General features: G+C 56.0%; 19 protein-coding genes. 13 read left to right on the top strand and 6 right to left on the bottom strand.

The features are described from left to right. Positions 1–876 precede the first annotated feature (876 nt). The 13 genes from FDY95_RS22645 (at position 877) to FDY95_RS22585 (ending at position 19133) form a co-directional block, all read left to right on the top strand. Complete coding sequence (locus FDY95_RS22645; RefSeq protein WP_212744944.1) at positions 877–3624, top strand: DEAD/DEAH box helicase; 2748 nt, start codon at positions 877–879, stop codon at positions 3622–3624. Next, on the top strand, positions 3621–4502 hold the full coding sequence (locus FDY95_RS22640) for a DUF4391 domain-containing protein (protein WP_138081323.1): 882 nt from the start codon (positions 3621–3623) through the stop codon (positions 4500–4502). Before FDY95_RS22645 ends, FDY95_RS22640 begins: the two co-directional genes overlap by 4 nt. Next, on the top strand, positions 4499–6409 hold the full coding sequence (locus FDY95_RS22635) for a site-specific DNA-methyltransferase (RefSeq protein ID WP_138081320.1): 1911 nt from the start codon (positions 4499–4501) through the stop codon (positions 6407–6409). Before FDY95_RS22640 ends, FDY95_RS22635 begins: the two co-directional genes overlap by 4 nt. A gap of 158 nt (positions 6410–6567) precedes the next feature. Next, positions 6568–9612, top strand: coding sequence for a type III restriction-modification system endonuclease (locus FDY95_RS22630; protein WP_138081317.1), 3045 nt, complete (start codon positions 6568–6570; stop codon positions 9610–9612). Between the two features lie 30 nt (positions 9613–9642). Next, positions 9643–11448: a DUF262 domain-containing protein gene (locus FDY95_RS22625; protein WP_138081314.1), complete on the top strand. Its 1806-nt coding sequence runs from the start codon at positions 9643–9645 to the stop codon at positions 11446–11448. 112 nt (positions 11449–11560) lie between these two features. Continuing rightward, complete coding sequence (locus FDY95_RS22620; protein ID WP_138081312.1) at positions 11561–12415, top strand: phospholipase D-like domain-containing protein; 855 nt, start codon at positions 11561–11563, stop codon at positions 12413–12415. Between the two features lie 398 nt (positions 12416–12813). Further along, positions 12814–13611, top strand: a complete 798-nt coding sequence (locus FDY95_RS22615) for an HNH endonuclease (protein ID WP_138081310.1) — start codon at positions 12814–12816, stop codon at positions 13609–13611. Further along, the gene (locus FDY95_RS22610; protein ID WP_138081308.1) at positions 13604–14599 is read left to right on the top strand and encodes a hypothetical protein; all 996 of its coding nucleotides are present in this window, start codon (positions 13604–13606) and stop codon (positions 14597–14599) included. Before FDY95_RS22615 ends, FDY95_RS22610 begins: the two co-directional genes overlap by 8 nt. Positions 14600–14634: 35 nt before the next feature. After that, positions 14635–15804, top strand: a complete 1170-nt coding sequence (locus tag FDY95_RS22605; RefSeq protein WP_138081306.1) for an HNH endonuclease domain-containing protein — start codon at positions 14635–14637, stop codon at positions 15802–15804. A 6-nt stretch (positions 15805–15810) separates the two neighbouring features. Next, the gene (locus FDY95_RS22600; protein WP_138081304.1) at positions 15811–16182 is read left to right on the top strand and encodes a nucleoside triphosphate pyrophosphohydrolase; all 372 of its coding nucleotides are present in this window, start codon (positions 15811–15813) and stop codon (positions 16180–16182) included. A gap of 67 nt (positions 16183–16249) precedes the next feature. Then, positions 16250–17161, top strand: coding sequence for a hypothetical protein (locus tag FDY95_RS22595; RefSeq protein ID WP_171025808.1), 912 nt, complete (start codon positions 16250–16252; stop codon positions 17159–17161). 97 nt (positions 17162–17258) lie between these two features. Further along, a complete protein-coding gene (locus tag FDY95_RS22590) occupies positions 17259–18587 on the top strand; it encodes a DUF4041 domain-containing protein (protein ID WP_138081300.1) in 1329 nt (442 codons plus the stop codon). A gap of 135 nt (positions 18588–18722) precedes the next feature. Then, complete coding sequence (locus FDY95_RS22585; protein ID WP_138081298.1) at positions 18723–19133, top strand: hypothetical protein; 411 nt, start codon at positions 18723–18725, stop codon at positions 19131–19133. Between the two features lie 43 nt (positions 19134–19176). Here FDY95_RS22585 and FDY95_RS22580 read toward each other — a convergent pair whose 3' ends face one another. The 6 genes from FDY95_RS22580 to FDY95_RS22555 all read right to left on the bottom strand — a co-directional run bounded on the left by FDY95_RS22580 (position 19177) and on the right by FDY95_RS22555 (position 24784). Next, positions 19177–19821 (bottom strand): hypothetical protein, encoded by a 645-nt coding sequence (locus FDY95_RS22580; RefSeq protein WP_138081296.1) that lies wholly within the window; start codon positions 19819–19821, stop codon positions 19177–19179. Between the two features lie 31 nt (positions 19822–19852). After that, positions 19853–21244: an HNH endonuclease gene (locus FDY95_RS22575; RefSeq protein ID WP_138081294.1), complete on the bottom strand. Its 1392-nt coding sequence runs from the start codon at positions 21242–21244 to the stop codon at positions 19853–19855. A 39-nt stretch (positions 21245–21283) separates the two neighbouring features. Next, a complete protein-coding gene (locus FDY95_RS22570; RefSeq protein ID WP_138081292.1) occupies positions 21284–22951 on the bottom strand; it encodes a tetratricopeptide repeat protein in 1668 nt (555 codons plus the stop codon). Positions 22952–23073: 122 nt separating this feature from the next. Further along, entirely contained in the window at positions 23074–23418 is a 345-nt protein-coding gene (locus FDY95_RS22565; RefSeq protein ID WP_138081290.1) for a hypothetical protein, read from the bottom strand. A gap of 43 nt (positions 23419–23461) precedes the next feature. Beyond that, complete coding sequence (locus FDY95_RS22560; protein ID WP_138081288.1) at positions 23462–23755, bottom strand: hypothetical protein; 294 nt, start codon at positions 23753–23755, stop codon at positions 23462–23464. A 90-nt stretch (positions 23756–23845) separates the two neighbouring features. After that, complete coding sequence (locus FDY95_RS22555; RefSeq protein ID WP_171025807.1) at positions 23846–24784, bottom strand: helix-turn-helix transcriptional regulator; 939 nt, start codon at positions 24782–24784, stop codon at positions 23846–23848. Positions 24785–24844: the final 60 nt, after the last annotated feature.

Here is a 24844-nt window from a genome sequence, read left to right as displayed (position 1 = left end):
CGGATAGTAAGGGGGGCGGAAACCTCAGCCCGCAAAGTAGTAGTCCTGCACGCGATTTAGCAGCGGTAGAAGCATTAGACTCTACTTTTTTGCTTTTGGAAGATGCATAAATGACACTTCCAGAATTGGCACCGCCCTTCTTTCCAACATGATTTTACTGTTAATGAGCGGGTTGACCTAAGTCGCCAGCAGTGCTATTAGGTTAGCTGAACCGGTTCTTTTACATTCGTCATCACCCATTGCAAACCGAGGCCCGAGGCGCTTTTTAACGCCTTTATTGATTCTAATCGGCCAATCTTTATGAAGCTTATTCGCAACAGTGGAACAGAGCGCGTCGCTGATGAGCTGCGCCAGCACCTGGCGCCCGATACGACCCTGTCCATTGCCACCCCGGAGTTTTCCCTGTTTGCTTTTGGGGAATTAAGAAAGCAGCTAACCCAGCTCGCTGGGGTAAAGCTGGCGTTGCCGGCCGCGGCTGACGTGGGTAGCTTAGGTCTGTTGGGTACGGCCGCCGACCGACCGCTGCGGAACAAGTTACAGACCCGCTGGCTGGCTCAACAATGCGCCACGTGGTTGGAGCAAAAGGCCGAAGTGCGTCGGGCGGCGGGCCCCATTCCGCAAGCAACTCTGATTACCGCTAATCCGAAGGATCACAAGCATCAGCGGGTGCTCAGCGGGGCCTGCGCGTTCACAACCGAAGGACTGGGCCTTACGCCCGGTAACCAGTTCGGCCTGATTCAGTCCTCTGAAAGCGCTGAAGACTTTGAATTGCTATCTGAGTGGTTTTGGCAGCAGTGGAACGCGTTGCCGGACACAGCGGAAGGCAAAGACGCTTTGCTGGCCCACCTGCGAGAGCTTAGCGCGCACCAAGCGCCTATGACAACCTACCAGCTTATCCTCTATCACCTCTTCAAGGAACTGGGCGAAGAACTGGACGAGGAACGCATCATCAAGTCGGGCACGGGCATCCGTAACTCCAGGGTGTGGCAGAAACTCTACAAGTTTCAGCGCGATGCCGTAGTGGGAGCCATCGACAAGCTGGAGCGACACGGCGGCTGCATTATTGCCGACTCGGTGGGCCTGGGCAAGACCTTCGAGGCACTGGCCATTATCAAGTACTACGAGCTGCGCAACGACCGAGTACTGGTGCTGGTACCCAAGCGCCTGCGCGACAACTGGAGCCTTTACAAGGCCAATGACCGGCGCAACATGCTAGCCGATGATCGGCTGCATTACGACATTCTCAACCACACCGACTTGTCGCGGGAAGCAGGTCAATCGGGAGACATTGACCTGGCCAACGTCAACTGGGGCAACTATGACTTGGTCGTTATTGACGAGTCCCACAATTTCCGAAATAAGAAAAACCCCAAGCAGGGCGGCGAAACCCGTTACGACCGGCTGATGCGCCAGATCATCAAGTCCGGCGTGAAAACCCGGGTGTTGATGCTTTCGGCCACGCCGGTAAACAACCGCCTCACAGACCTACGCAACCAGATTGCATTCATCACCGAAGGCCAGGACGACGCGCTGACTGAGCACGGCATCAGCAGTATTGACGCGACGGTGCGCCACGCTCAAAAGCAGTTCAACCAGTGGCTGACGCTGGAAGAGGTGGCACGCACGCCTACTAAGCTGTTGGAAATGCTGGGCTTTGACTACTTCCGCCTCCTGGACCGCCTGACCATTGCCCGCTCGCGCAAGCACATCGAGAAGTACTACGGCATTGCCGAAACAGGGCGCTTTCCCGAGCGGCTCAAGCCCATCAACATCAAGTCGGACGTCGACTTGGAGCAGCGCTTTCCCTCCATCCGCGACATCAACCGGGAGATTCTGCGGCTGAACCTGGCGGCCTACGCGCCCTTGAAGTACGTGTTGCCAGCCCGGCAAACATATTACGACCAGCACTACAGCACCCAGCTGCGGGGCGGCCGGGGCATTTTCAAGCAGGTGGACCGCGAAGAAGGCTTGATTCAGCTGATGCGGGTCAACCTGCTCAAGCGCATGGAAAGCTCGGTATCCTCGTTTGCCAGCACGCTGCGCCGGCAACTGGACAACGTCAACCAAGTGTTGGAGCGGCTGGATATGGCCCTGGAGGAGCTGGAAGAGCTGGCCCCCGATTTGGAAGACCTGCAGCTGGACGACCCGGCCGCGGAGCCGCTGCTGGTGGGTGGCAAAGTCAAGGTATTGCTCACGGATTTGGACCGGGTACGTTGGCGCCAAGACCTGGAGGAGGACCGCAACCGCCTGGCCACGCTGCTGGCCGCGGCCGACGACATCGACCCCACCCGCGACGCCAAGTTGGCCGACCTGCGCGACGCCATTGAGGCGAAGCTCCGGGAGCCGCTGAACCCTGGCAACCGCAAGATTATTGTCTTCACTGCTTTTGCCGATACCGCCCGCTACCTCTACGACGAGCTGCAGCAGTGGGCCGCAGAGGAGCTAGGCGTACGCACGGCCCTGGTAACGGGCACGGGCAGCAACCGCAGCAACCTGCCCGGCCTACGCTCCGACCTGACCAGCATCCTGACGGCCTTTGCGCCCCGGGCCCGCGAACGGCCCGCTGACCTAGCCAGCGAAGGTGACCTGGACCTGCTCATCGCCACCGACTGCATATCGGAAGGCCAGAACCTGCAGGACTGTGATGCGCTCATCAACTTCGACATTCACTGGAATCCGGTGCGCATCATCCAACGCTTCGGGCGCATTGACCGCCTGGGCTCACCCAACACGAAAATCCAGCTGATTAACTTCTGGCCCAACATGCAGCTGGAAGAATACATCAACCTGGAGCAGCGCGTGAGTGGGCGGATGGTGCTGCTAGACATTTCGGCCACGGGCGAGGAAAACCTTATTGAAGTGGCGGCCGGTGACCAGATGAACGACCTGGAATACCGCCGCCAGCAACTGCTGCAGCTGCAGGAAACGGTTATTGACCTGGAAGACCTGAGCAGCGGTCTCTCCATAGCAGACCTTACGCTGAACGACTTCCGCATGGACCTTGCTGGCCTGCTGCGGCAGCCGGGCGCCGTGGAGCAGCTGGAGAGCATGCCCGTGGGCGTACTAGCCGTGGCCACTCCGGCCGGGCCAGCCGATGCCACGCTACCTCCGGGTACTATCTTCTGCCTGCGGGCGGAAAGTGGTACCGCGCGTACCACACCCGAACCGGGCTACCCACTCGCGCCGCACTACCTGGTGTACGTAAGCCAAGAAGCCGGCCCTGACGGGCACCCGGCCGTGGTCCTGCCCTACTCGCAAGCCAAGCAAACGCTGGACCGCCTCAAGCGCCTGTGCGTGGGCCGCGACTTGCCCGACGCGGTGGCCTGCGCCCGGTTTGATGCAACAACGCGCCAGGGGCAGGATATGGATACAGTGCGTGAGCAGCTCGCCGCGGCCGTGGCGGCTGTGAATGGCCGCAAGCAAGAACGAGCCATGGCCAGCCTGTTTCAGGCCGGCGGTACTCACGTGCGCAAGGACGAAGTGGCGGGCCTAAACGACTTCGAGGTATTGGCTTGCGTGGTCGTGCTAGCTCAAACGGTGCCAACAGCTGCAGCCAGTAATCCATCGGCGGCTACGTCTGCAGTGCATACTCCCATCACTGAGCAGGAGGAAGTAGCCCCGTGAGCATCACCGCCGTGTACGCTGCGCTAGGTCTGCCTGCTGAAGTAGCGGTGGACGAGCGTGTGCCCAAAAAGGTGCTACTGGAACAGGTAGTGCTGCCGGCCCCCGACCGTCGCCTGGTGCAGGACGGGCTGGAAGAGCTACGCTTCCTGGCCACGCTGAAGCCTAGCCTGTGCGGCGTGGCTGCCTACCACGCTCCCACTGCCCCGGCCAGTACCAACGACATCGACGTGATAGAAGTGGTAGTGGTAAGTGCGCGTCTGCGTCCCGCCACGCCGGCAACGACTAACCGCCTGCTGGAGCTGCTGCACCGCGCTATACCGTACCCCATGCTACTGCTGGCCGAAACGGTGGGCCGGGCCGATGAAAACCACGGCGGCGTTATCGTCTCGCTGGCTCACAAGCGGCCGGCACAGAATGCAGCTGATCGCCTCACCTTGCTCGAAGTGCTCCATTCGGAGCCACTGCATTTGTCTCCGCTAGCCCAGGCAGCTGAGCCGGAAGCCGTATACCGGTCGGCCGGCACCCGCCCGAAACCGACCGGCCCGGCGGCTTACCTGGCGGCCCTGACTTTGCCGGCCGTGGGAGCATCGCACCTGAGTGCGCTGTACCAAAGTTGGCTCGACCGCACCGTAGCGCTGGCCGCGGCAAATATAACGGGCAATTATTGCCCGCCGACCACACCGGCACAGGCAACGGCCCTACGCGAAGCCTTGGCAGCGCATAGCCGCCTCAAACAGGAACAAGTTACCTTGCGCAGTCAAGCCGCTCGCGAAAAACAGATGGCCCGCCGTGCTTCACTCAATCTTCGCCTACGACAGCTTGATACTGAGCTTGTAGCACTTCATCCCGTCCTTACGCTTACTTCTCCGACTCCGTGAACCCCATTACCGCCCAAGACCCTCTGGCTCGCTCCCTCGACGTGGCTACTGATAATACTCAGCGCTTGCAGCAATTATTTCCCGAAGCCTTTACGGAAGGTAAAGTGGATATAGATGTCCTCCGAGAGTTGCTGGGTGAGACCATAGACGAAAGGGATGAGAAATATGGCCTTAATTGGCACGGCAAGAGCCGAGCCCGTCGACTCGCGCTTACACCAAGTACAGGCACACTACGTCCTGCACCTGAAGATAGCGTAGATTGGGAAACCACTGATAATCTTATGCTTGAAGGAGACAACTTAGAGGTTCTAAAGTTGCTTCAGAAGAGCTATTCAAATCAGGTAAAGCTTATCTATATAGACCCGCCTTACAATACGGGGAAAGACTTTGTGTACCCTGACAATTTCCATGATACCATCAGAAACTATCAAGAGTTAACAGGGCAGGTAGAAGGTGGTAAGAAAATATCCTCTAACACTGAAACGTCAGGCCGATTTCACACAGATTGGCTTAATATGATGTACTCGCGCTTGAAACTGGCGCGGAACCTATTACAAGATGATGGCGCAATTTTTATCTCTATTGATGATTCAGAAGTAGGTCGCCTTCGAGTTATTTGTGATGAAATTTTTGGGGAAGAAAACTTTGTAGCGTCCATCATTTGGGAGAAAAAGTTTGCTCCCCAAAATGATGAGAAGTACCTCTCCGAAAGGCATGACTATATCTTAGCTTTCGCAAAAAACAAGCCTTCATGGAATCGCAACCTATTGCCTCGCGGTGAAGAGGCTGCCGCTAGATATAAGAATCCTGATAATGATAAGAGAGGTCCTTGGGCTTCCAGCGACTTGTTACGCATGGAACACAGGGACAACTGTGTTTACTCTATAAAAACACCTGCTGGAAATAGTTGGAAGCCTGAAACAGGTACAAGCTGGAGGCATCCAGAGGAAGAAATGCTTGAATTAATCAACACAGGGCAAGTTTGGTTTGGTGTTGATGGCAGTAGCAAGCCTCGCCGCAAAAGATACTTGTCAGAGGTAAGTGACGGAGTTGTGCCTGAAACTATGTGGTTTCATAAGGATTGTGGGCATAATCAAGAAGGCACACAAGAACTTAAGGCGTTATTCTCAGATATAGGAATAGCCTTCTCGAATCCAAAGCCGGTGCGGCTAATAAGTCGTGTTATCGAAATTGCAACTAACAAGGACGACCTGATTCTGGACTTTTTCGTGGGTTCGGGAACAACTGCACAGGCTGTGATGAAAGCCAATGCGAAAGATGGAGGTAATAGAAAATTCATTGTAGTACAATTACCTGAACCTTTAGACCCTAACACAAAGGAGCAAAGGGATGCAGCAAACTCTTGTGATTCCCTAGGCAAACCACGTACCATTGCTGAGCTAACCAAAGAGCGCCTTAGGAGAGCAGCTAAAAAGGTGAAAGCTGAAAATCCTATTTTCAGTGGCGATCTAGGTTTCCGAGTTTATAAACTTGACAGCACCAATATTCGTCCCTGGGACCCTAATCCACAGGATATTTCCGGCTCGTTGTTCGCCGCCCAAGAGCACTTGAAAGAGGGCCGCACTGAACACGACATCCTTACTGAACTACTGCTGAAGCTAGGGCTACCGCTTACCGTGCCAATTGAGGAGCGGGCTTTTGGCAGTCATACGCTATATGCTGTCGGTGCTGGCACACTCATGGCTTGCCTGTCTCCGCGCATCGAGAAGGAAGACGTGGAAGCGCTGGCTCAGGGCATGGTAGCCTGGCAGAAGGAGCTGGCTCCCGTGGGCGACAGCCAAGTTGTGCTACGCGACAGTGCCTTCCGCACCGATGTCGCCAAGGCCAACTTCACGGCTATCCTGGAACAGGCCGGCTTTGACAAGCGCAACATCCGCAGCTTGTAGGCCCTGGCGCTTTTACTCTTTGATGCTAGCCAGTAACAAGCTGGATTCACCTTGCTCCCCCCACTGCCATTGGAATGGGCATTTCCGCTTGTTACGCTCTGCTGTATGGTTGCTAATCGGTGGAACTGCTTGGCAGCTACTTATTCTAGAATTTCCTCATGAAACTTCATTTTGAACCCAACCTTGACTACCAGCAGGCCGCCATCGAAGCCGTGTGCGACTTGTTCAAGGGTCAGGAAACCTGCCGCACCGAGTTTACTGTAACCGCGGCCCCAGCCGCCGGGCAGCAGGCGTTGGGCTTTGTGCAAACGGAGCTGGGCGTGGGTAACCGCCTGGGCCTGCTTGAAGAGGAGCTGCTGCAGAACCTCCACGGCGTGCAGCTGCGCCACGGCCTACGCCCGTCGGAAAAGCTGGCATCGGGTGACTTCACCGTGGAGATGGAAACCGGCACGGGCAAAACCTATGTGTACCTGCGTACGGCTTTTGAGCTGAACCGCCGCTTTGGCTTCACGAAGTTCGTTATCGTGGTGCCGTCGGTGGCTATTAAAGAGGGTGTTTTCAAAACCCTGCAAATCACCGCCGACCATTTTCGCGCTATCTACGGCGGCGTGCCTTTTGACTACTTTATCTATGACTCGGGCAAGCTGGGCCAAGTGCGCAACTTCGCCACCAGCCCCAACATCCAGGTAATGGTGATGACGGTGGGCGCCATCAACAAATTTGGTGACGACGCCGAAGCCGCCCGCTTGGCGGCCACCGACCGGCCCAACGTGAACGTGATGTACCGCCCGAGCGAGAAAACTGGCGGCGAACGGCCTATCGACCTTATCCGCGCCACCCGGCCCGTGGTGATTATCGATGAGCCCCAATCCGTGGACGGCGGCCTGAATGGCCAGGGTAAGCGGGCCATCGACATGCTCTCGCCCCTGTGCACGTTGCGCTACTCTGCTACCCACGCCAACAAGCACCACATGGTGTACCGTCTTGACGCGGTGGATGCCTACGAGCGGAAGCTGGTGAAGCAGATTGAAGTGGCCGCGCTGGAAGTAGAAGGCGACCACAACACCGCCTACGTAAAGCTACTGGCCACTCGTAGCAAGAGCGGGCGGGTAGAAGCCCAGATTGAAGTAGACGAGCAGCTACTTACCCACGTGGCCCGCAATACCCACTGGGTCATGTCGGGTGACGACCTGCAGCAGCTAACTCGCCGAGCGGTGTACGCGGACTTTGCCATCGGGGAGATTCGCTGTGGCCGGGGCGAGCAACTCATGGAGCTGCGCCGCCCCAACCACGACGAGCAGTGGATGGAGCCGGGCCAGGTAGTAGGCGGAGTGGACCCCTCTGACGTGAAGCGGCGCATGATTCGCCGCACCATCCAGGAACACTTGGATAAGGAGCAGCGCCTACGCCCCAAAGGCATTAAGGTGCTGAGCTTGTTCTTTATCGATTCGGTGGAAAAATACCGTTCCTATGCGGCTGACGGCACCCCGCAAAAAGGCGAGTACGCCCGCATATTTGAGGAAGAGTACCGCCGTCTGGCCAAAGACCCAAAGTACCGCACCCTATTCCAAGAGGTAGACCTGGCCGCCGAAGCTGAAGCCGTGCATAACGGCTACTTCTCGGTGGACAAGAAAGGCGGGTGGACGGACACGGCCGAGAACAACCAGAGCGGCCGCGACAACGCAGAACGGGCTTACAACCTGATTATGCGGGATAAGGAAAAGCTGCTCAGTTTTGACACGAAGCTGAAGTTCATTTTCTCTCACTCCGCCCTGCGGGAAGGATGGGACAATCCCAACGTGTTCCAGATTTGCGCCTTGCGCGAGATTGGCACCGAGCGGGAGCGGCGCCAGACCATCGGCCGCGGCCTGCGCCTGAGCGTGAATCAGCAAGGGGAACGGGTGCGCACCGACGGCGTGAACACGCTCACCGTCATCGCGACGGAAGGCTACGAGGAATTTGCCGAGAACCTGCAGAAGGAAATCGAAGCTGACACCGGCATCCGCTTCGGCATTGTGGAAGAGCACCAATTTGCCGCCATTCCCGTGGTTGACCCAGCGACGGGTGAAATCAATACCTTAGGCATCGCCCAGTCCAAAGCCCTCTGGCAATGGCTGCGCAGCCAAGATTACGTCGACTCCAAAGGGCGCGTGCAGGACAAGCTGCGCACGGCCTTGAAAGAAAAGACGCTGGTGCTGCCCACCGAATTCGAGGCGCAACAAGAGCCTGTGGCGGAGCTACTGCGTAAGCTAGCCGGCAAGCTCGACATCAAAAATGCTAACGACCGCAAGGCCGTGCGCGTGAACAAGGAAGTGCTGCTGAGCCCAGAGTTTCAGGAGCTATGGGCCCGCATTCGGCAGCGCACCACCTACCGCGTAGATTTCGACAACAACAAGCTGCTCAAGGACTGTGTACGGGCCGTGGAAGAAATGCCCCCCGTCGCCCGGGCGCAAGCCCGCTTCCGCACCGCCGATATTATCATCGGTCGTGGAGGCGTGGAAGCCACTGAGAAGAAAGGCAAAAACGCGAAAGAGCTACCCTCTGCCCTGCAGGAAAGCCACGGCGAGCTGCCCGACATCCTCACCGAACTGCAGGACCGTACGCAGCTTACCCGCCGCAGCCTGGTGCACATTCTCACCGAGAGTAAACGCCTGACCGATTTCCAGCGCAACCCGCAGCAATTCATCGACCAAGTCAGTGAACTGCTGAACCGCACCAAGCGCATGGCCCTGGTGGCCGGCATTCGCTACGAGCGGCTGGGCCCGGAACACTACTACGCCCAGGAGCTGTTCGAGGAGCAGGAGCTATCCGGCTACTTAAAGCAAATGGTGCCCGCTACCAAGTCGGTGTACGAGGAAGTGCTGTTCGATTCCAGTGGAGTAGAGCGCAACTTCGCCGAGGAGCTGGAAGCCAATACTGCCGTGAAGGTCTTTGCCAAGCTACCCGGCTGGTTCCAGGTGCCCACGCCCTTGGGCAACTACAATCCCGACTGGGCGGTGCTGATTGAAAAGGACGGAGCCGAGCGCCTCTACTTTGTGGTAGAGACCAAGGGCAGCCTCTTCCACCAAGATTTGCGTGGTACCGAAGGAGCCAAGATTGACTGCGGCAAAGTTCACTTCCGCACCCTGGCCGCCGGCACAGTTGAGCCGGCCCAATACATCACGGCCAGCAGCTTCGATGACGTGCTCAAGCACGTTATCTAACTCGCTTTACCCCCATTATTCCACCTTTCTATGATCAGCACCGAAGGTTTCGTAAAGGCCCGTACGTGTACGCTCCTGCCTAGTACCGGCCAAGATGGGCTACTCGCGGGCCAATCGTATGTTATTCCCGTGTATCAGCGTCCATTAGCGTGGAGCGAAGACCAGATCCAGCGGTTGCTAATGGGATTCTGGAATGCTTTTCAATCCCGTGAGCCGTATTTTATCGGCACGCTGTTGCTGATTCCGCGGGCCACGGATGAATGGGAAGTAGTGGATGGTCAGCAGCGTCTGACCACACTGCTGCTGCTCTGCCAGGTAGCTAAGTGGCAGTATGGGGAGCAAGTTCTTCCGCAGGAGCTGCGGCACTCGGACTGGCTTCGCACCCAGGTTAGTAGCCAGGAGCAGCAAAAATGGCTCGACGAGGTGCTAAGTAGTCCATCGCTGCCCGACCGCCCGACCGCGGCTATTCAGAATCCCTACCTGCGCAACGCCTTTTTTATCTACGACTGGTTTGAGGGCCAGGAAACGCAGGCCGGTGAAGACAGCCCCGGCTTTGAGCCGGCAGCGTTCTTTGCTTTCCTGGTTGCCGCCATTCATGTAGTCGTGATTGAGACGCGCAATGGTCTGGCCAAGGCCCTCGACATCTTTAACACGATTAACACCACGGGCCTGCCACTGACCGGAGACGACTTGTTTAAAATCAAGCTCTACGATTACCTCACGCATGGCAAGAACCTGACGGACGACGAGAAGCAGGCTGCGCTGCTGGATATTGACGCCTTCTACGCCAACATCGTCGCCCGCAACAAGGCAAAGACGTACAACGTCACCAGCCCTGACCAGATTCTGCGCATATACCAGCGCATCCTGATCGAGCGGGCCGGCCTCAACCGGGCCCTGCACGAGTCCGGCCCGGATCGGTTTTACGAACGCGTATTTGATTCCGTGCTCTTGAGCCGGCCGCAGGGTCTCGACGCCAACAAACTGCGCGCCGCCCTTGGCGCCAACCCACTGGTTGATCTGAACCGGTTGGTAGAAATGCGCTTTCTCTGGGAGGAAGGTATTTCCGCGCGGCACGAAATCTGGCACGACCTGCAATGGCGCACCCGCTACGGCTGGCGGTTCGAGTTCCTCGACGTAATCTACCTGTTCCGGTTTCACGATGCCGGCTTTGAGGCGATAAAGCCCAAGTTTGAGTTGTGGAAGGAGTTGATGGTGAAGTTCTACATCATCAAAACATTGGAATCAGCCAAGGTGGTCAACGACGGGCGCACCTTCACCTACCAAGTTATTCGGGAGATACTACGGCCTGAATCGACACCTGATACGCTGCTGGCCCAAGTGCGAAAGAAGCTGCAGGATTACGACCGGGAATGGTTTTTTGACGAACGCCTGAAAGGGGACGTATTCGACAACGCCGCCCGCCGCGAGCTTACGTCCCGTCTTTCCGCACTCCTGATGCAGGACCCGGAATGGCGAACTGGCTGGCACGATCCTGAACTGCGGGAGCTGGTTCTTGGCAAAGTCAGTTACGAAGTGGAGCACATCCACCCCCGGAATCCATCGGATGCGTTTACAGCTCCCGAAACTTGGCACCATTCGACGCTGAACTCGCTGGGCAACCTAATGCTGTTGGAGTGGGAATTGAATCGCAAGGTGCTGAATCATCCTCTACACAAAAAGCAGCTGACCTACAAAGAGTCCAAGCTTCAGGAAGTGCAACAATTGCTTGGTCACACCCAGCCTTACTGGACCCTGGCAGCTTGTGAAGAGCGGACGCATCAAAAGGCTCAGTTGTTGGATGCGTTTCTTTTTGGCGAAGCAGAATACCGCTAGCAAAGGCAGATTATTGAGATAAATTAGTTACTCGGCCCGGATACACCGGCTGCTTCCTTGAGGAAGGATTGCAGTCGGTGTGTCCCAGGCACATTTGCTAGGCATACGACCCGTGCGGCTTCTTCCTCCCCATAAAATCAGCAGCACGTTACTCGACGTCGTGCTGGAAGCGAAAAAAGAACTTGTTCTGGTTTCGCCCTACGTGAACCTGACCTACTGGAAGCAGCTGGCGGGCGCGTTAACCGCTGCTCGTCAGCGCGGCGTTCGGATCAGCATGTACATCCGCGATGAGAACCCGGTGCATCGAGAGCAGGTGGAGGCACTTGGTATCAGTCCCAAATTGATCAACAGCCTGCATGCTAAGCTTTACTACAACGAAACCAGTGGACTGGTCACTTCACTCAACCTGCTAAGCAGCTCCAACAGCAACACCATTGAAATCGGGTATCAGCTGGAATCACCGGCCGAGCTAGAGGAACTACGTAGCTTCGTTCAGCAGCACATCGCGCCGTTTGAGCAACGCCCGGCCGTCGGGAGCGTGAAACGAGGACCGCAGCAGCTGCCTTTTGGCGCGGTACTGGACGAGTACCTGTGCGAAGAAGTTGATGAGGACACCTTCATTGACCAAGACCAGGACGATGAGCTTCGCGTTCGGGCGCTCAACAATACCTTCTACGTGGCCATTGAGCACCCCGGCAATCGCTTCATCCTCCGTGGCGTGATATCCGGTGCTGAAGCGGACCGGTTCCCAAGCAAACAGCGACGCCACTTCAACTCCAGCGCACTGCGCTACGCGTTGGAACGGGGCGGTTTTGGCAGGTACGATATGGTCCGGGCCGAGCTGCCGCAACGCTTGGCAACAAACGATCTGGATCAGCTTTCACACCCGGAACAAAAGCGGTTGATCACCCTCGTTGCCGAATTCATTGTTGCGGTTCGCGCGTTTAAAGACGATTATCACGGGTAGAAGCTGTTGGCCCCAGCTATTTACCCATTCTGCGTAATGCCTGTAGAGGAGCTATTGGGCCTAGTCAACCGCTAGTCATCCTGATGCGTCGCCCTCCTCCATTGGGTCCCATGCAGGGTTACGGCGGACGTGTTCGCACACGATCAGCGCCAATTGTCGCAGGCTTTGCAGTATCTCTTCTGCTTCCTCACGTGAGTAGGCTTCACAACCAGGATATTGCCGAAATTCAGCGACAGTCAACCCTTGAGTCGGCAATGTCTGGTAGGAATCCATACCGACCGTATTATTTTTTCTGCGGACCATCGGAAGACAAGGAATCAGCTTGTGATTGATAAGGTAGCGAAGTTTAGGTAACCTCTACGAACCATAGCTTACGCTTTCATAAAACGCTACTTACGATGAAGATCCCAAATTCTTGCGTGCCGGATGCTTACCTGGTTGCCACGCACGTGTATCATGGTCAGACCAGTCTCACCGACGGAGCTCAACTACTGGTGAATCGGCATGGGCTCAATGTGAACTCGGCCCGGGACTACATCAACAACTTTCGCTACCTGATGGAAGGGCGCGGCTTTACACGCACACTGAATGCCTTTTCCATGGAGTACTTCCTGGAACAAATCAGCACGAACTACCCTGCTGCTACGCTCCGTAATGCGGTCCGCGCCCTTCGGGAACATATTCTCTACTACCAAAGCGTGCAGCGCACACCCGTTACTCTGAAAACCATGTGGAGCATCTACGCACGCTTTGCCGCGCGGCTCCCCCCACGCTTTCAGAATGAGCTGGAACAAGAAGACGTGGAGTCCATTGCTGTCCAGACCTTGAGCCGGGCTGATATCATTCACGCTTTGCGCAGCCTCCGGCCCACGGATTCGCAACTGGTTACACTACAGCTGCGGCAATACAAACGCGACAACCATACGGTGGCGCTACTCAAAATTCTGCGCAACCATGCTTGTCAGATTTGCCAGACTACTATCCGCAAGCAGAACGGGCAGTTCTACATTGAGGCAGCCCACATTACCCCGAAACGCCTTCAGGGCTGCGAAATGCCAGATAACCTATTGATTCTATGCCCTAATCATCACAAAGAATTTGATTTTGGTGACACCGTCATCCTTTCTCGCGACCCACACGAGCTCGTCGTTTCACTGAATGGCATCACCCATACTATCAGTTTACGCCTTGAATAAGCCGAATATGGACTCGATGGATTGGTTTGCAGCAGATGTTACTTGGCAGCTGTTGGGTTACCCTACCCTGAACAGCTTTTTGCAAACCTGGGTACCCAAAGCACGCTTTCATTCCCTGGTTCCCGAGGACGTACGTAACGCCTACCGCACCACGAGCTATCTGCTTGCTAATTCCTGGCACCACTACCCCATGTACGATCAGGGGCTTCAACACCTGCTCGGGATTCTCGAAATGGCCGTCAAATTTCGAGCTGAGCAATTGGGAATCGCCGTGACCTCGTCATCCCAGCATAGGCATTCGCAGCCTCCGAAGCTGGCAAACCTGATTGATTTGGTCTGCCGTCGCGCTCAGGCTCAAGAGCTAAAGCAAAAGCTGCACTGGGCTCGCAAGATGCGCAACTACCACGCGCATCCGGACCGCTACCGCTTCGCACCGGTCGTGATGCAGCAAGCCGTCCTGCCGCTGCTTAACCTGCTCAATGAGCTCTTTATCGATCCGATGCAGGCAACTCAGGCAGAGCAGCAAATGCGCCAACTTAGGCGGCACAGCCAAGTGCTGCACGGAAAGCTGTTGATCCTGGAATACCAGGGCCTCCGTTATCTCATGCACCAAGCAGAGCCGCTGCGAGCCTTTTACTCAGCTGATCATTGGCGTTCGCTCTGGGCCTTTTACCCGGTTCTACCACAAGCGCATGAATCTCTAAGTCAGCACAGGTATTTGCCCCCGATTGTGCTAAGCTTAAGGGCCGTCGAGAAAGAAAGCGGTGGATTTCAAGCGCTGGACGTAACAACCGGGCGGCTCGTTCGGGTGCTGGTCAATCAGGACGTGCGCAACCAGGAGGTATGGGAGGCGCACCAGCAGGCCTGGCGCTTAGCTGATCGAACCGATCGCTGGCTTTTTGCCTCCTCGCAACAAAGCAACGTGCGCCGTGCACAACACCAATTGGAACACGAATTCGGGTGGAGCTATGGGGGTGGCGCCGTGTAAGCTTCCTTGGTGGTCAGCTCCCAACTTACGTTCTTATGTTTGATGAATCCACCGGGGAACATGCTCTCGCAACCGTCCTCAAATACGATACTAAAACGACCAGCTACAAAATCGCTCTCCTGCGGGCAATCAACGATTTGGTGCTGGCCTATCCCGACCTGACTGCCACCGGCCGGGATATTGCAATCCCCCTGCGGCGCGTTGCCGAACTCTGGATTGCCTATTACTGGCCTTTTGCGGATGAGCAGCAACCCATTTACCAGGGAGCCCGCGCGGAGCGCAATGGGATAGTGCGCAACGACCTGAGCTTTCGCCCCGCCTTATGTCAGCTACGGGCGCAATGGCAACTGACCGTTCACCTCTCGGTACGAGCTTCCGATGGTTTTTTCTTGGTTTCAGACATGCGTACTCCCAGGCGGCGGGCTACTTATGCGCCGGCACTTCAAGAAGCTTACGATAAGGCCGTATCCGCCATTGTTACCGCGGTGCAAATGCCTATCCGTTACGCGGGCCCAAAACAGTGGACCGTATTTGACAAACCTACCCGGCTGGCCAATCTACCTGCTTCTGTGCTGTCGCTGCCAGGCACGCAGCCGCGGGAGTTGTGCGTGGTAATCAAGTCGGCGCTTTGGGCGGCTTTCCACCGCCTCTGCCTCTACATTGAAGCGCTTTGCATCCACGAATGGTGTCTATTCACTGAAGGCGTTACCCAGACAGCTAGTGAGCTTCTTACCCGTGGTCACGTGTATAGCCTGCTTACCGCTCGGCCGGATAATCGCCGGCCCCTTAGCTGGGAGCGCAATCAAGTAGATCTGCTATTACTAGAGCAGTTTTCCTTTACTTGTCCTTGGACACGCAAAAGCATTCGCCAGTCCAGTGACTACGACCTCGATCATTTGCTACCACTAGCCGTGTATCCCGTCAATGAATTGTGGAACCTGATTCCGGTAGACCGTGAGTTCAACCAGCGAGTTAAAAGAGACCGGGTACCATCTGATCAGCGTTTGCGGGAAGCGGAACCTTGGCTAGCAGAAGCATACCGGGGCTATGATCGATCCCGTTTTTTGAGGCAAGCCGTGCAGGAAGATGCCTCTTTGCGTTTCTCGGCGATTCAGCACCAACCCGATTTCGCAGCGGCTCTAGCGCAGCAAGCAGTGGCGTTTATTAATGGCGTCGCGGCAGCCCGTTACGTCATGCGTTTTTAACCATACATGGAATACTGTAAACTCATCCGCGATTTCATTCCCGACATTATTTCCGCATCAGGGCGGCGTTGCGAAACGCGCGTGCTGGGGGAGCAGGCGTACCAGGACGCACTGCGTGAAAAGCTAGTTGAAGAAGCGCTGGAGGTAAAATCCGCCCCATTGGCAGAATTGGCCATTGAACTTGCTGATGTACTGGAAGTGATTGCTGCTCTAGCTACGGCACACGGTATACGTATGGAGGAAATACAACAACTTCAGGCCGCCCGTCGCCAAGAGCGAGGAGGGTTCCAGGCCCAGCTGCAGCTGCTGAAAATCCACGAAGAGAAACCACAACAGCCAACCCATACACCGAGCAAGTCAAATCAGCACGAGCACTAATAGCTCGTCATAACAACAAGGATCATCGCGCCACAACAAACTGTGCATAACGATGCATTTCTTCACAATGACAAGTCTTGCCATGAATGCCCAAATCGATAACCTGATTGCCAGTCAATATACAACCAGGCAATATGGCGAGCTTGAGGCCGTCTCTATGCTATTTCGCCAAGCCTTTTTAACTGGACTTAAATCCATTCTAAATCACAATCCCTGGTATAGACCCAACATAAAAAGCCGTTACAATATTCGAATCGGCTGGATTGACAAGATTCCATTAGCCGAGTTCAATTCACCAGTAACTGGCGTTAACGGCGCGACCATTACCCAACGGGTGGAAATAGGGGATTTTATGATAATTCTATCAGAAAACCATCTACAGCGCAATCCGGATGACACCATTAGATATTGTGAAAATCAAAGGGCTTTAATAGTGCAGGCTAAGCTGTCCAACCAACAAAACCCAACGTCTCCCATCGGTCATATCCCCCCATCAGGCGTTAACTCAACTCTCAAAGAGCTTGCGCTTTTAAGCTCTTGGCCTTCATTTGATCTCTATTTGGCCTCTAGGTCAAAAACCCAAATTCTACCAAATCTGAATATTCCCTTTGACCCACAACAATCCTGCTTCTCAGGATTTTATAATAAAAAGTGGTTCTGCGGCCAGGCAGCAAATAAAGCTCCTTGTAATCTCTCCCTTGGAGAGGTAATCGAAAAAATTACGAATAGAAATGCTGGCTTTGTATTTAATGAGGTCAGTCCCAAAAATGATTGGGACAAGCTCATTAAATCAATGGTTGATATATGCCGGATTAGAAACCGTCCTAAGCATTACATCAACACTGCTGCTCCCGGCAGATTGCTTAGTGCTTTTACTCAATTGATTAATGATACACAGTACGAGGATTTGGTATTAGAAGAGGATAACCCCGCTTTCCCCATCCTGTTCATCGATAGATATCTGATAGAAGGCGAATAATATGAATATACCTTGGTAAATCATCTCTACTAAGGTATCCCCACATGACAACGTTTCTATGCCTATTAGCGGCTCTCTCATAACCTTTTGATCTCGTATGTCTCTGCTTTTATTTCTGCTGGTTTGCGCACTCGCGGCGGCATTGTACTTTCTCTATGCCCGATTGCTTGAGCGCGACGCTACGATCCAAAAGCTACAGCGGCAGAACGCGGCCATGGGTAGCCGGTACAGAAGTTTAGCTGAAATCGAAACTGCTCATCAGCACCTGACCCGCCAGAACCAAGCGCTGCAGCAACAGCAAGTACAGCTGACCACCACCGTTCGACAGTTGGGCAACACTATTGTCGAGGTAAAGGCAGACCTTGAGGCGCATCACAAAGCCATGCGGGTCGAAGCAACGGGTTACGCCAAAGACCGATTTGCACTTGAGGTACCGGCTTTTGAGCAGCGTTTGAGAGGTATAAAAGATCGGCAAAAGCAACTGTTAGCGGAAAGAAACGCGGCGCAGGCCGAAGCTCGATGGAGAGTTTCGGGGAATGAAGCCGAAGGCAGACGTCGGCAGGAGCAGGTATTGAACTTGATGCTACGCGCATTCAATGGCGAATGCGAGGCAGCGATTGCTCAAGTGAAACCCTATGGACTGGAAGCTGCAGAGAAGCGCATTCGCAAATCGTTTGCCGGCGTCAACCGTCTTGTAGCAGCGCAAAAGTGCTCGATCACGGACGCTTATCTAGCGGTGCGATTGGAAGAGTTATTCCTTACTGAAGCTTATCGTCGCAGGCTAAAAACCGATAAAGAAGCGCAGCGAGAAGCTCAAGCGAGAATCCGCGAGGAGCTACGCGAAGCAAACAAGCTGGAAGAAGCGCGAGCCAAGGCCCAACGGGACGAGGACTTTTACGCCGAAGCGTTGCGGCGCGCCAGAGAGCAGGCACAACATTCCTTTGGGAGTGAACGCCAACGCTACACGCAACAAATAGAGCAATTAAAGCAGTCGTTGGCTCAAGCACAGGAGATGAAACGTCGGGCAACGGCTCAGGCCCAGCTCACCACTGCCGGTCACGTGTACGTGATCTCCAACATAGGCTCCTTTGGAGACAACGTGTACAAAATTGGGATGACCCGCCGCTTGGAACCGCAAGACCGAATCGATGAGCTAAGCAACGCATCGGTGCCATTTCCCTTTGATGTGCATGCCATCATTTCCTGCGACAATGCGCCAATGTTGGAAAAGCGCCTTCACCACTTGTTTCAGCACCGCCGGGTGAATATGGCAAACGAACGTAAGGAGTTCTTTCAAGTGTCCCTGCACGAAATTGCCGCTGCCGTTCAGGCCAACCACGGAGAAATACGCTTTGTGCACGAAGCAACCGCCGATGAGTACCGGCAAACACAGCGCCTGCGTGCGAAGCGGCCTCAGTACGTTTAATCAGCACATCCAGTAGCCACGAGCGCCGATACGCTGCCCATTCATTGATTCAAGTTGAAGATGCCGCCTTCTCAGTCACAATCTTCTGGTTTGCAAGCATGCCAGGTCGGCTTCAGTCTCTTCCATTGCTTACACATGGAACTACCCTGTGCAATCGGCCTCGAAGATGACGCACCTGAAGACTTAATACGCTTGACCTGTGCGTTGCACAACACCGAAGCAATCTGCCGCACTTTTTGGGCACTGGAAGAGCGAATTTGTGAAGGAGAGACTATCAACGTCGCCGAATACGTCTACGCAGGGTTGGAAATCATGCTCCAGGATCCTGATGCCTGGAGCATGTTGACCAGATTTGGACAGTCTTTGGATACGTTTCTACTCAGTGGCCTCGCAATGTCAGAGCAGGAGATTCCTCGTTATCTAGATACCGCACAGCTTTTTTGCCAAGGAGTCAAGAACAAACATCTGGATGGATTGAGTCCCTTGAACTTTGCTACCAAGCATTTGGTGAGTTATGTCAGTTGGCTACAAGTAGCATGTGCCTGAATTCCGCTTTCAAAGCTTTTAGCGTTATACGATACGGTTGGCTTTAACCAACACCCTCAAGCACAAAACCTTCCGGAGCCCGGTTGGAAATGCGCTGGTGGTAGGGAGATATAAAAACTTCCCCTAACTCCTCACCGCTGTAATCAGTCAGACGATAGCAATCCACCGGGTTATCGATTCCAGCGGCAGAGCGCGAACCGGTGCGCTGCCAGTCCACCAGCCGACCGTCCGGCGGGCTCAGCCGACGCAGGTACAGCTCGGCCGATACGATACCGGCCACGGGTACCGGGTTGGAAGCCACGCGGCCGAAGGGGCCGGTGCCACCGGGAATTTCGTCGGCATCATAGCCTACCGGCCCACCCGACTCGGCTACCAGCCGCGCGGTGAGACGCTCCTGCTCGTCCTGCGAGACCGGCACCCGGACGAATAACAGGCTGAGCAAAACGGTAGTCATCTGCTCTGTGGTTAGCGCATAGTCGAAGTCTTCGCTGAGCACCGTAGCTCGGGAACGAAGCTCGGCAGCTGACTTGCAGCCACGCTGAATCACGGATACTGCCTGGTCTATCAGTTCAACTAGACTCGTTTCTGGCAGTGTCTCAGGAAACAACTGCAGCAGGCGCTGCAGGGCAGCCTGCTTTTCAGCCGGCGTCTCAGGCAGTTGGATCTCGTCGGAGTCGTTAGTGGTCATCAGCATAGAGTAACGGTCTGGTCATTACCTTCTAAAGCAGGCCGGCCGCTTTAAAAATGCGGGTCCACTCCGTGATATGGTTTGCATTCCATTCTTTACACAGCAGATAGCCAGTACGCGCCAGCGGGGTGGCGTAGTAGCGTACGTACCCCTTGGAATCCTTTCGCAATGCATCCAAATCAGAGTTCGCATCAAATGGCCGCAGTACCTGTAATTCTCGCGTCATTCCCAGCCGTGTACCATCTGTTAGAACACGCTGAACTGCTGCCAGTGCTACGGGCTCTTCGTCTAGTATGTGAAACACTTGCTGGATTCCTTGCCCAATTCTGATGTGACCAAGCTCCTTGTTTTCTGTTTCCTTCACCTGATTCCAGATAGCCTGCACGGCAGCCTGTACAGTTGAGCCAATCATTGAATCCAGCTGTGTTGCGGTTGCAGACAGGGCAGCTACCGGCATTAGTGCCTCTGAAGTATCCGCAATGCCAGCTTCGGCCCGGAACACTTCGTCTACCAGCCAGTCTTCCAGCATATCCCGGCGGCCGTTGTTCCACTGGCTGCCCAGGTAATAAGCAATGCCGTCCAGTACACAGGGCTCGGTATAGTAGCGTGGTTGGCCGGCAATGATGAGGCGCTCCGTAGCCAGTACTGGCACATACAAGCCAAGTTGCTGGGCACTGTATTGCTTTTCCTGCAGACGCTGTACAAAAGGAGCAACTCGGCCATCAGCAAAGAGTTGGGCGAAAATCGCCTGCGCCAGCCGGCCAATACGGTGCTTTTTGTGCGCGGCCAGCAATTCACGGTAGGCAGTAGGCAACCGGTCGGTCAGGTCTTCTTCGCGGCCCGTCTCTTCATTATCTACTTCTTCCTCTTCATCCTTTTCGCTGTCAAGCATGCTGCTCATCAATTCTGGCGGGGCCATGCTTTGCACCTCTGCCCTGATCAAAGCGCACAGCTCTTTTACCTGCTGATACTTTTCCTCTAAATATTCAGGTGAAAGCACCGCCGAAGAAGTGACCTGCCGGTACCCGGTTTCCTCCATAAAGGATTCTATCCTGGCAATAGCCGTTTCCCTATCCTCGGTAGTCAGGTGACCGAGGCTGGCAAAGCGGCCGGGAGTGCTGCGCAAAAACTCCACGTACGTGAGCGAGCCTTTCTCATTATTCGCCTGACGGCAGGCTGGCAGCAGGTTACCAAACCGGTGTAGGCCACCACTGGCCCGGTTTAGTGGAATGGCGTGGTCCCGGTCAATATCGGCCGGAGCCAAGGCCTTCCCAGTATACGCGCAACGATTTCCAAAAAAATCAAGTGTCGCCTGCCAGTGCTCTTTGGTAAAACCGCCGTGCATTTCGCCCACATCGGCAAGTAAGCTGCGGACAAATAAGTTGGCAATGCTGCTGTGGTGAACGCGGCGAATGGTGGCCATAGGAAAATGAAGAAGTGACGAAAGGTGGTTGAACTACAATTAGGTTGTAGCCAGAAAAGCTAGTTGCGCATCGTAATGGTTAACCGCATCTCGAATGGCCTCCGTGGTAGCGCCAGGCCGATTCTGCGCGTCGCGCAATTCGGATCTGAGTAAGTTGCGGTAGAGCTGAATAAAGACTGCTTTATAAGCTGGTTGCCGCTGCATGCCATTCAGGAACAAGGACAAAGCCGTCGCAAAAGCGGCCGCGCTGCGGGGCTGCACAAAATAATGGCCGGCCGGCAACCACAGGGCCCGGTACTCATCCATCGCCTGACTCAGTTCGAGTACGCTCAGAACTTGAGCAGCCGCAAACAGCCACTCATTAATAGCCCGCTGCTGGTTGGGGTCATTTACTTCCTGAGTCAGTTGGTGCTCCAGCTGCCAGCGCAGGTATTCACTATCTGATACCGGTGGCAAGAGCTCTTTTACATCGCCCATCCAGTGCAGCTGCTCATCACCACTCAGTAGCCCGACCCGGGGTAGCCTTCCGGTAGGCAGGATGATGGCGGCCGCAAAATCAGCTAGCGCCTGTTCGCGCCGGCCCAGCCGGAAGTTAGCCCACGCGGCCTGGTGGCCGTAGCGGGCTCGCTGCCATAAAGCCTGGTCACGAGGCGTCTCGGAACTACCCGCTTTTCTTGACCCGACAGCGTGGGGAAGGGGCCGTTCCAACAGCCATTCATAGTCCGTTAGCAGAGCGTCGAAGTCCGGTATAGCCTGCGCCAGCCGGCAGGCAATGCGTATCTCCCGGTAGGGTACGTGGCTGGGCCGTAGCGTCACAGCAGCCTCCGCATCGGTCAGTGCCCGAATTGCGGCGCCGTGCGCCAGGAAATAACGGGCTCGCTCGCTCAGATACTCCGCCGTCGCCGGCTCCTGGATACCCGTCGACTCAAAAAGCACCAAGGCTTTTTCCCAGCGCTCCATCGGGGAGGAGTACTGCTCATCCGCATACCGGATGTGGTACTCCACCTTAGCTTCACGCCAGTCCCCTCGCAATTTGCCCGCCTGGCTGGCGCGAAAATCGCGCAAGGCACCCGGAAAATCGTGTTGTAGAAATAGTATAACCGCGCGGCGTACCCTAGCCCAGCGCAACGTTGGGCTCCGCGCCAGCGCAGCATTCAAATCATTCAGGGCCTCGTTGAGACGGTCATGCGCCAGGTGGAACTCGCCCCGCGCCGCCAAGTACTGCGGGTTGTCCGGTTCCAGAGTTAGTGCCTGGTCGTAAGCGGCCCGCCGCCGGGCCTGCCCTTCGGGCGAGGCATCGTAGTCCCGGCCGAAATAATAGGCGGCCGGGGCTTCTAACGCCTCGGCATAGTGGTACCAGGCCTCGGCGCGAGTGGGGTCGAGGGCCAGGGAGGCGGCCAGGTCGCGCCGGGAGTCGCCGTCACCGTCGTTGAAGCGGGCGCCTACTCCCCGCCAGTAGAGTTCCTCGGCCGTACTTGCCGGGCATTTGGCCGCCCGGGCACAGGCCGAGAGGTCGATGTGCCCATCCGCATTCTGCACCCCCTCCCGGCCCAGCAGCAGGCCGTAGCGAGCCCACAGCTCGGGGGAGTCCGTGACCAGCGTAACGGCCTGCTCGTAGCAGGCTGCCGCGGCCCCCCAATCCGAGGCTTGCTCGTGCTGCAGCGCGGTTTCATACAGGGTCTGGACGGGTTCCGGGAATTTGGACATAGAAAATTAGATGTGAGTAAGAACCCGCTTCGATGCACCGATAAAGCACAAAGACACCACCACAACCGCCCCATGTTTGCCAGACAGGTGGCTGTCAGTTCAACACTGAAGGACCGGCTGCCTTAATCATCATAGCTCACATCCTCACCGTGGTCCACCACTACCACGCGCTGGACTGGCGGGTCCGTGCTGATACCTATTTGGTAGAGGTGATGGCCGTAGCGGGAAGCATCCTTGGCCCGGCTGCTGAGACTCTGCGGCAGATAGTGCAGCAGGGAATGGTTCACTCCGGCAGTAAACAGCCGGTGACGGGGTTGCGCTTTCTCGGTATAGTTATCTAGCAGGGCGAAGGCCTCCTCCGGCGTTTGTGCATACACCAGGGCAAATCCTGGTATGTCAATGCCCAGGGACCATGTGAGGTAGATGTTGACCGGATTTGGAGCAGAATTTTCACTCATGAGCAGCATTCCAACGATGGAAGAGAAGCAACTTGGACTTAACCAGCCTGGACTATCCGGGCAGCAGCGTGGCCCGGATAGTCGTAACGCGGGCATCGAGCACGCCCACCCGGAATTCTTGGCGCGAGAGGATGTTGCCCCGCAGGTGCGACTCGGGGCGCAGGCGTCGCACCCGCCACGTGGAAGGCTCCAGGGTGGTGCCGTTGGCCAGCACGAGCGTTAGCAGCACCCGGCCGCGGCGAATGGCTTCGCGCTGAAAGACCTGCTCGTCTTCCGGCTGGAATTCCAAAATCAGGCCGCGATTGGTGCCGGGGGCCGTTGGGGAGGCGGAATGGGGCGTGGTCATAAGCAGGGAATTGGTAATCGTTGAAGATGAAGCAAACCTACGGGCCGGTCACTGACAGTTAGTGTCACAAATCATCTGAGACGAAAAATATTACCACAAGGCCCGGGCGCTTTTCTCCCGCACGAACTGCCGGAATGTGTCGGGGGCCACCACTCGCACTTCGGTCGGCAGGCCCATTACGAACCGGCCGATACCCTCGTAGCCGCGCACCTTGCCCCGGAAGAAATGCGGCCAGAACGGGTCCGTGCCGGCGGTGCAGCAACGGGCCGCAGCGGGGTACTCGCGGATGAGCACGCCGTGGGCGCGGTTGGTGAGCAGCAGCTCCACGGGCAGCCAGTCGTTATCAGCCAAGCCAAAAAAGTCCGGCAGACGGTCCACCGTGCGGGGCGTTACCGCTTCCTGCAACATTTCTACTCCCTGCATCCGGTCGAGCAAAAAAGACTTTTCCAGGCTGGAGGCTACTTCCCAGGCCCGCAGCTGCAGTTCCGGCGACAGGTACAGAGGCTCTACAATCCGGTCGCGCACTTCCGGGGTGCTGGTAGAGCGGTAACCCAGCAACCGCACCCGGCAGCCCTTGCGGATGGCCTCCCGCAGCTGCTCTGCCCAGATAAGGCGCTGCAACGCCGGCAATTCCTCGGGGCGGGGCAGCAGGCCAGCGCTAAGCTGCACCTTGCGGCGAATGCTTTCCAGCACCGGGTTGGGCGCGCCTACCTCCGCCAAGCGCTGCAACAGCACCTCTTTCTCCTCGGCGCTAAACAGCTGGTGCGTAGTGAGCCGCCCGGTATCAGGAATCCTATAGCGGCCTTTCTGCCGCACTACGCGGTAACCCAGCCCCTCCTCTCCTACTAGCCGCAAGTAGCGGTACACGGTGCGCGCGTTGCTGCCCAGCGCCTCGGTAAGGTCCTTAACCGACTGGCCCCAGGGCTGCAGCAGCAAATCCAGCAGTTGAAAGACGCGCAGAATTTTTGCCTGCTCCAGCTGGGTATCAGGCTCGCGTCGGGGATTAGAATTCGGAGTGCCGCGTGCCAAGGGAACTTGTACTGAACAGAAAATAAGTAGCGAAGGACTGTGCGCGTAAACTAGCTGCGA

This window comes from Hymenobacter jeollabukensis (genome assembly GCF_005771675.1).
Lineage (GTDB): Bacteria > Bacteroidota > Bacteroidia > Cytophagales > Hymenobacteraceae > Solirubrum > Solirubrum jeollabukense.
This window is presented reverse-complemented; position numbering and strand designations above follow the sequence as displayed.

Bases quoted from the DNA above. Each gene is read 5' to 3' on its own strand.
- FDY95_RS22645 (WP_212744944.1), top strand. From the start codon at position 877: ATGACAACCTACCAGCTTATCCTCTATCACCTCTTCAAGGAACTGGGC.
- FDY95_RS22630 (WP_138081317.1), top strand. From the start codon at position 6,568: ATGAAACTTCATTTTGAACCCAACCTTGACTACCAGCAGGCCGCCATC.
- FDY95_RS22625 (WP_138081314.1), top strand. From the start codon at position 9,643: ATGATCAGCACCGAAGGTTTCGTAAAGGCCCGTACGTGTACGCTCCTG.
- FDY95_RS22615 (WP_138081310.1), top strand. From the start codon at position 12,814: ATGAAGATCCCAAATTCTTGCGTGCCGGATGCTTACCTGGTTGCCACG.
- FDY95_RS22605 (WP_138081306.1), top strand. From the start codon at position 14,635: ATGTTTGATGAATCCACCGGGGAACATGCTCTCGCAACCGTCCTCAAA.
- FDY95_RS22600 (WP_138081304.1), top strand. From the start codon at position 15,811: ATGGAATACTGTAAACTCATCCGCGATTTCATTCCCGACATTATTTCC.
- FDY95_RS22595 (WP_171025808.1), top strand. From the start codon at position 16,250: ATGACAAGTCTTGCCATGAATGCCCAAATCGATAACCTGATTGCCAGT.
- FDY95_RS22590 (WP_138081300.1), top strand. From the start codon at position 17,259: ATGTCTCTGCTTTTATTTCTGCTGGTTTGCGCACTCGCGGCGGCATTG.
- FDY95_RS22585 (WP_138081298.1), top strand. From the start codon at position 18,723: ATGGAACTACCCTGTGCAATCGGCCTCGAAGATGACGCACCTGAAGAC.
- FDY95_RS22580 (WP_138081296.1), bottom strand. From the start codon at position 19,821: ATGACCACTAACGACTCCGACGAGATCCAACTGCCTGAGACGCCGGCT.
- FDY95_RS22575 (WP_138081294.1), bottom strand. From the start codon at position 21,244: ATGGCCACCATTCGCCGCGTTCACCACAGCAGCATTGCCAACTTATTT.
- FDY95_RS22570 (WP_138081292.1), bottom strand. From the start codon at position 22,951: ATGTCCAAATTCCCGGAACCCGTCCAGACCCTGTATGAAACCGCGCTG.
- FDY95_RS22565 (WP_138081290.1), bottom strand. From the start codon at position 23,418: ATGCTGCTCATGAGTGAAAATTCTGCTCCAAATCCGGTCAACATCTAC.
- FDY95_RS22560 (WP_138081288.1), bottom strand. From the start codon at position 23,755: ATGACCACGCCCCATTCCGCCTCCCCAACGGCCCCCGGCACCAATCGC.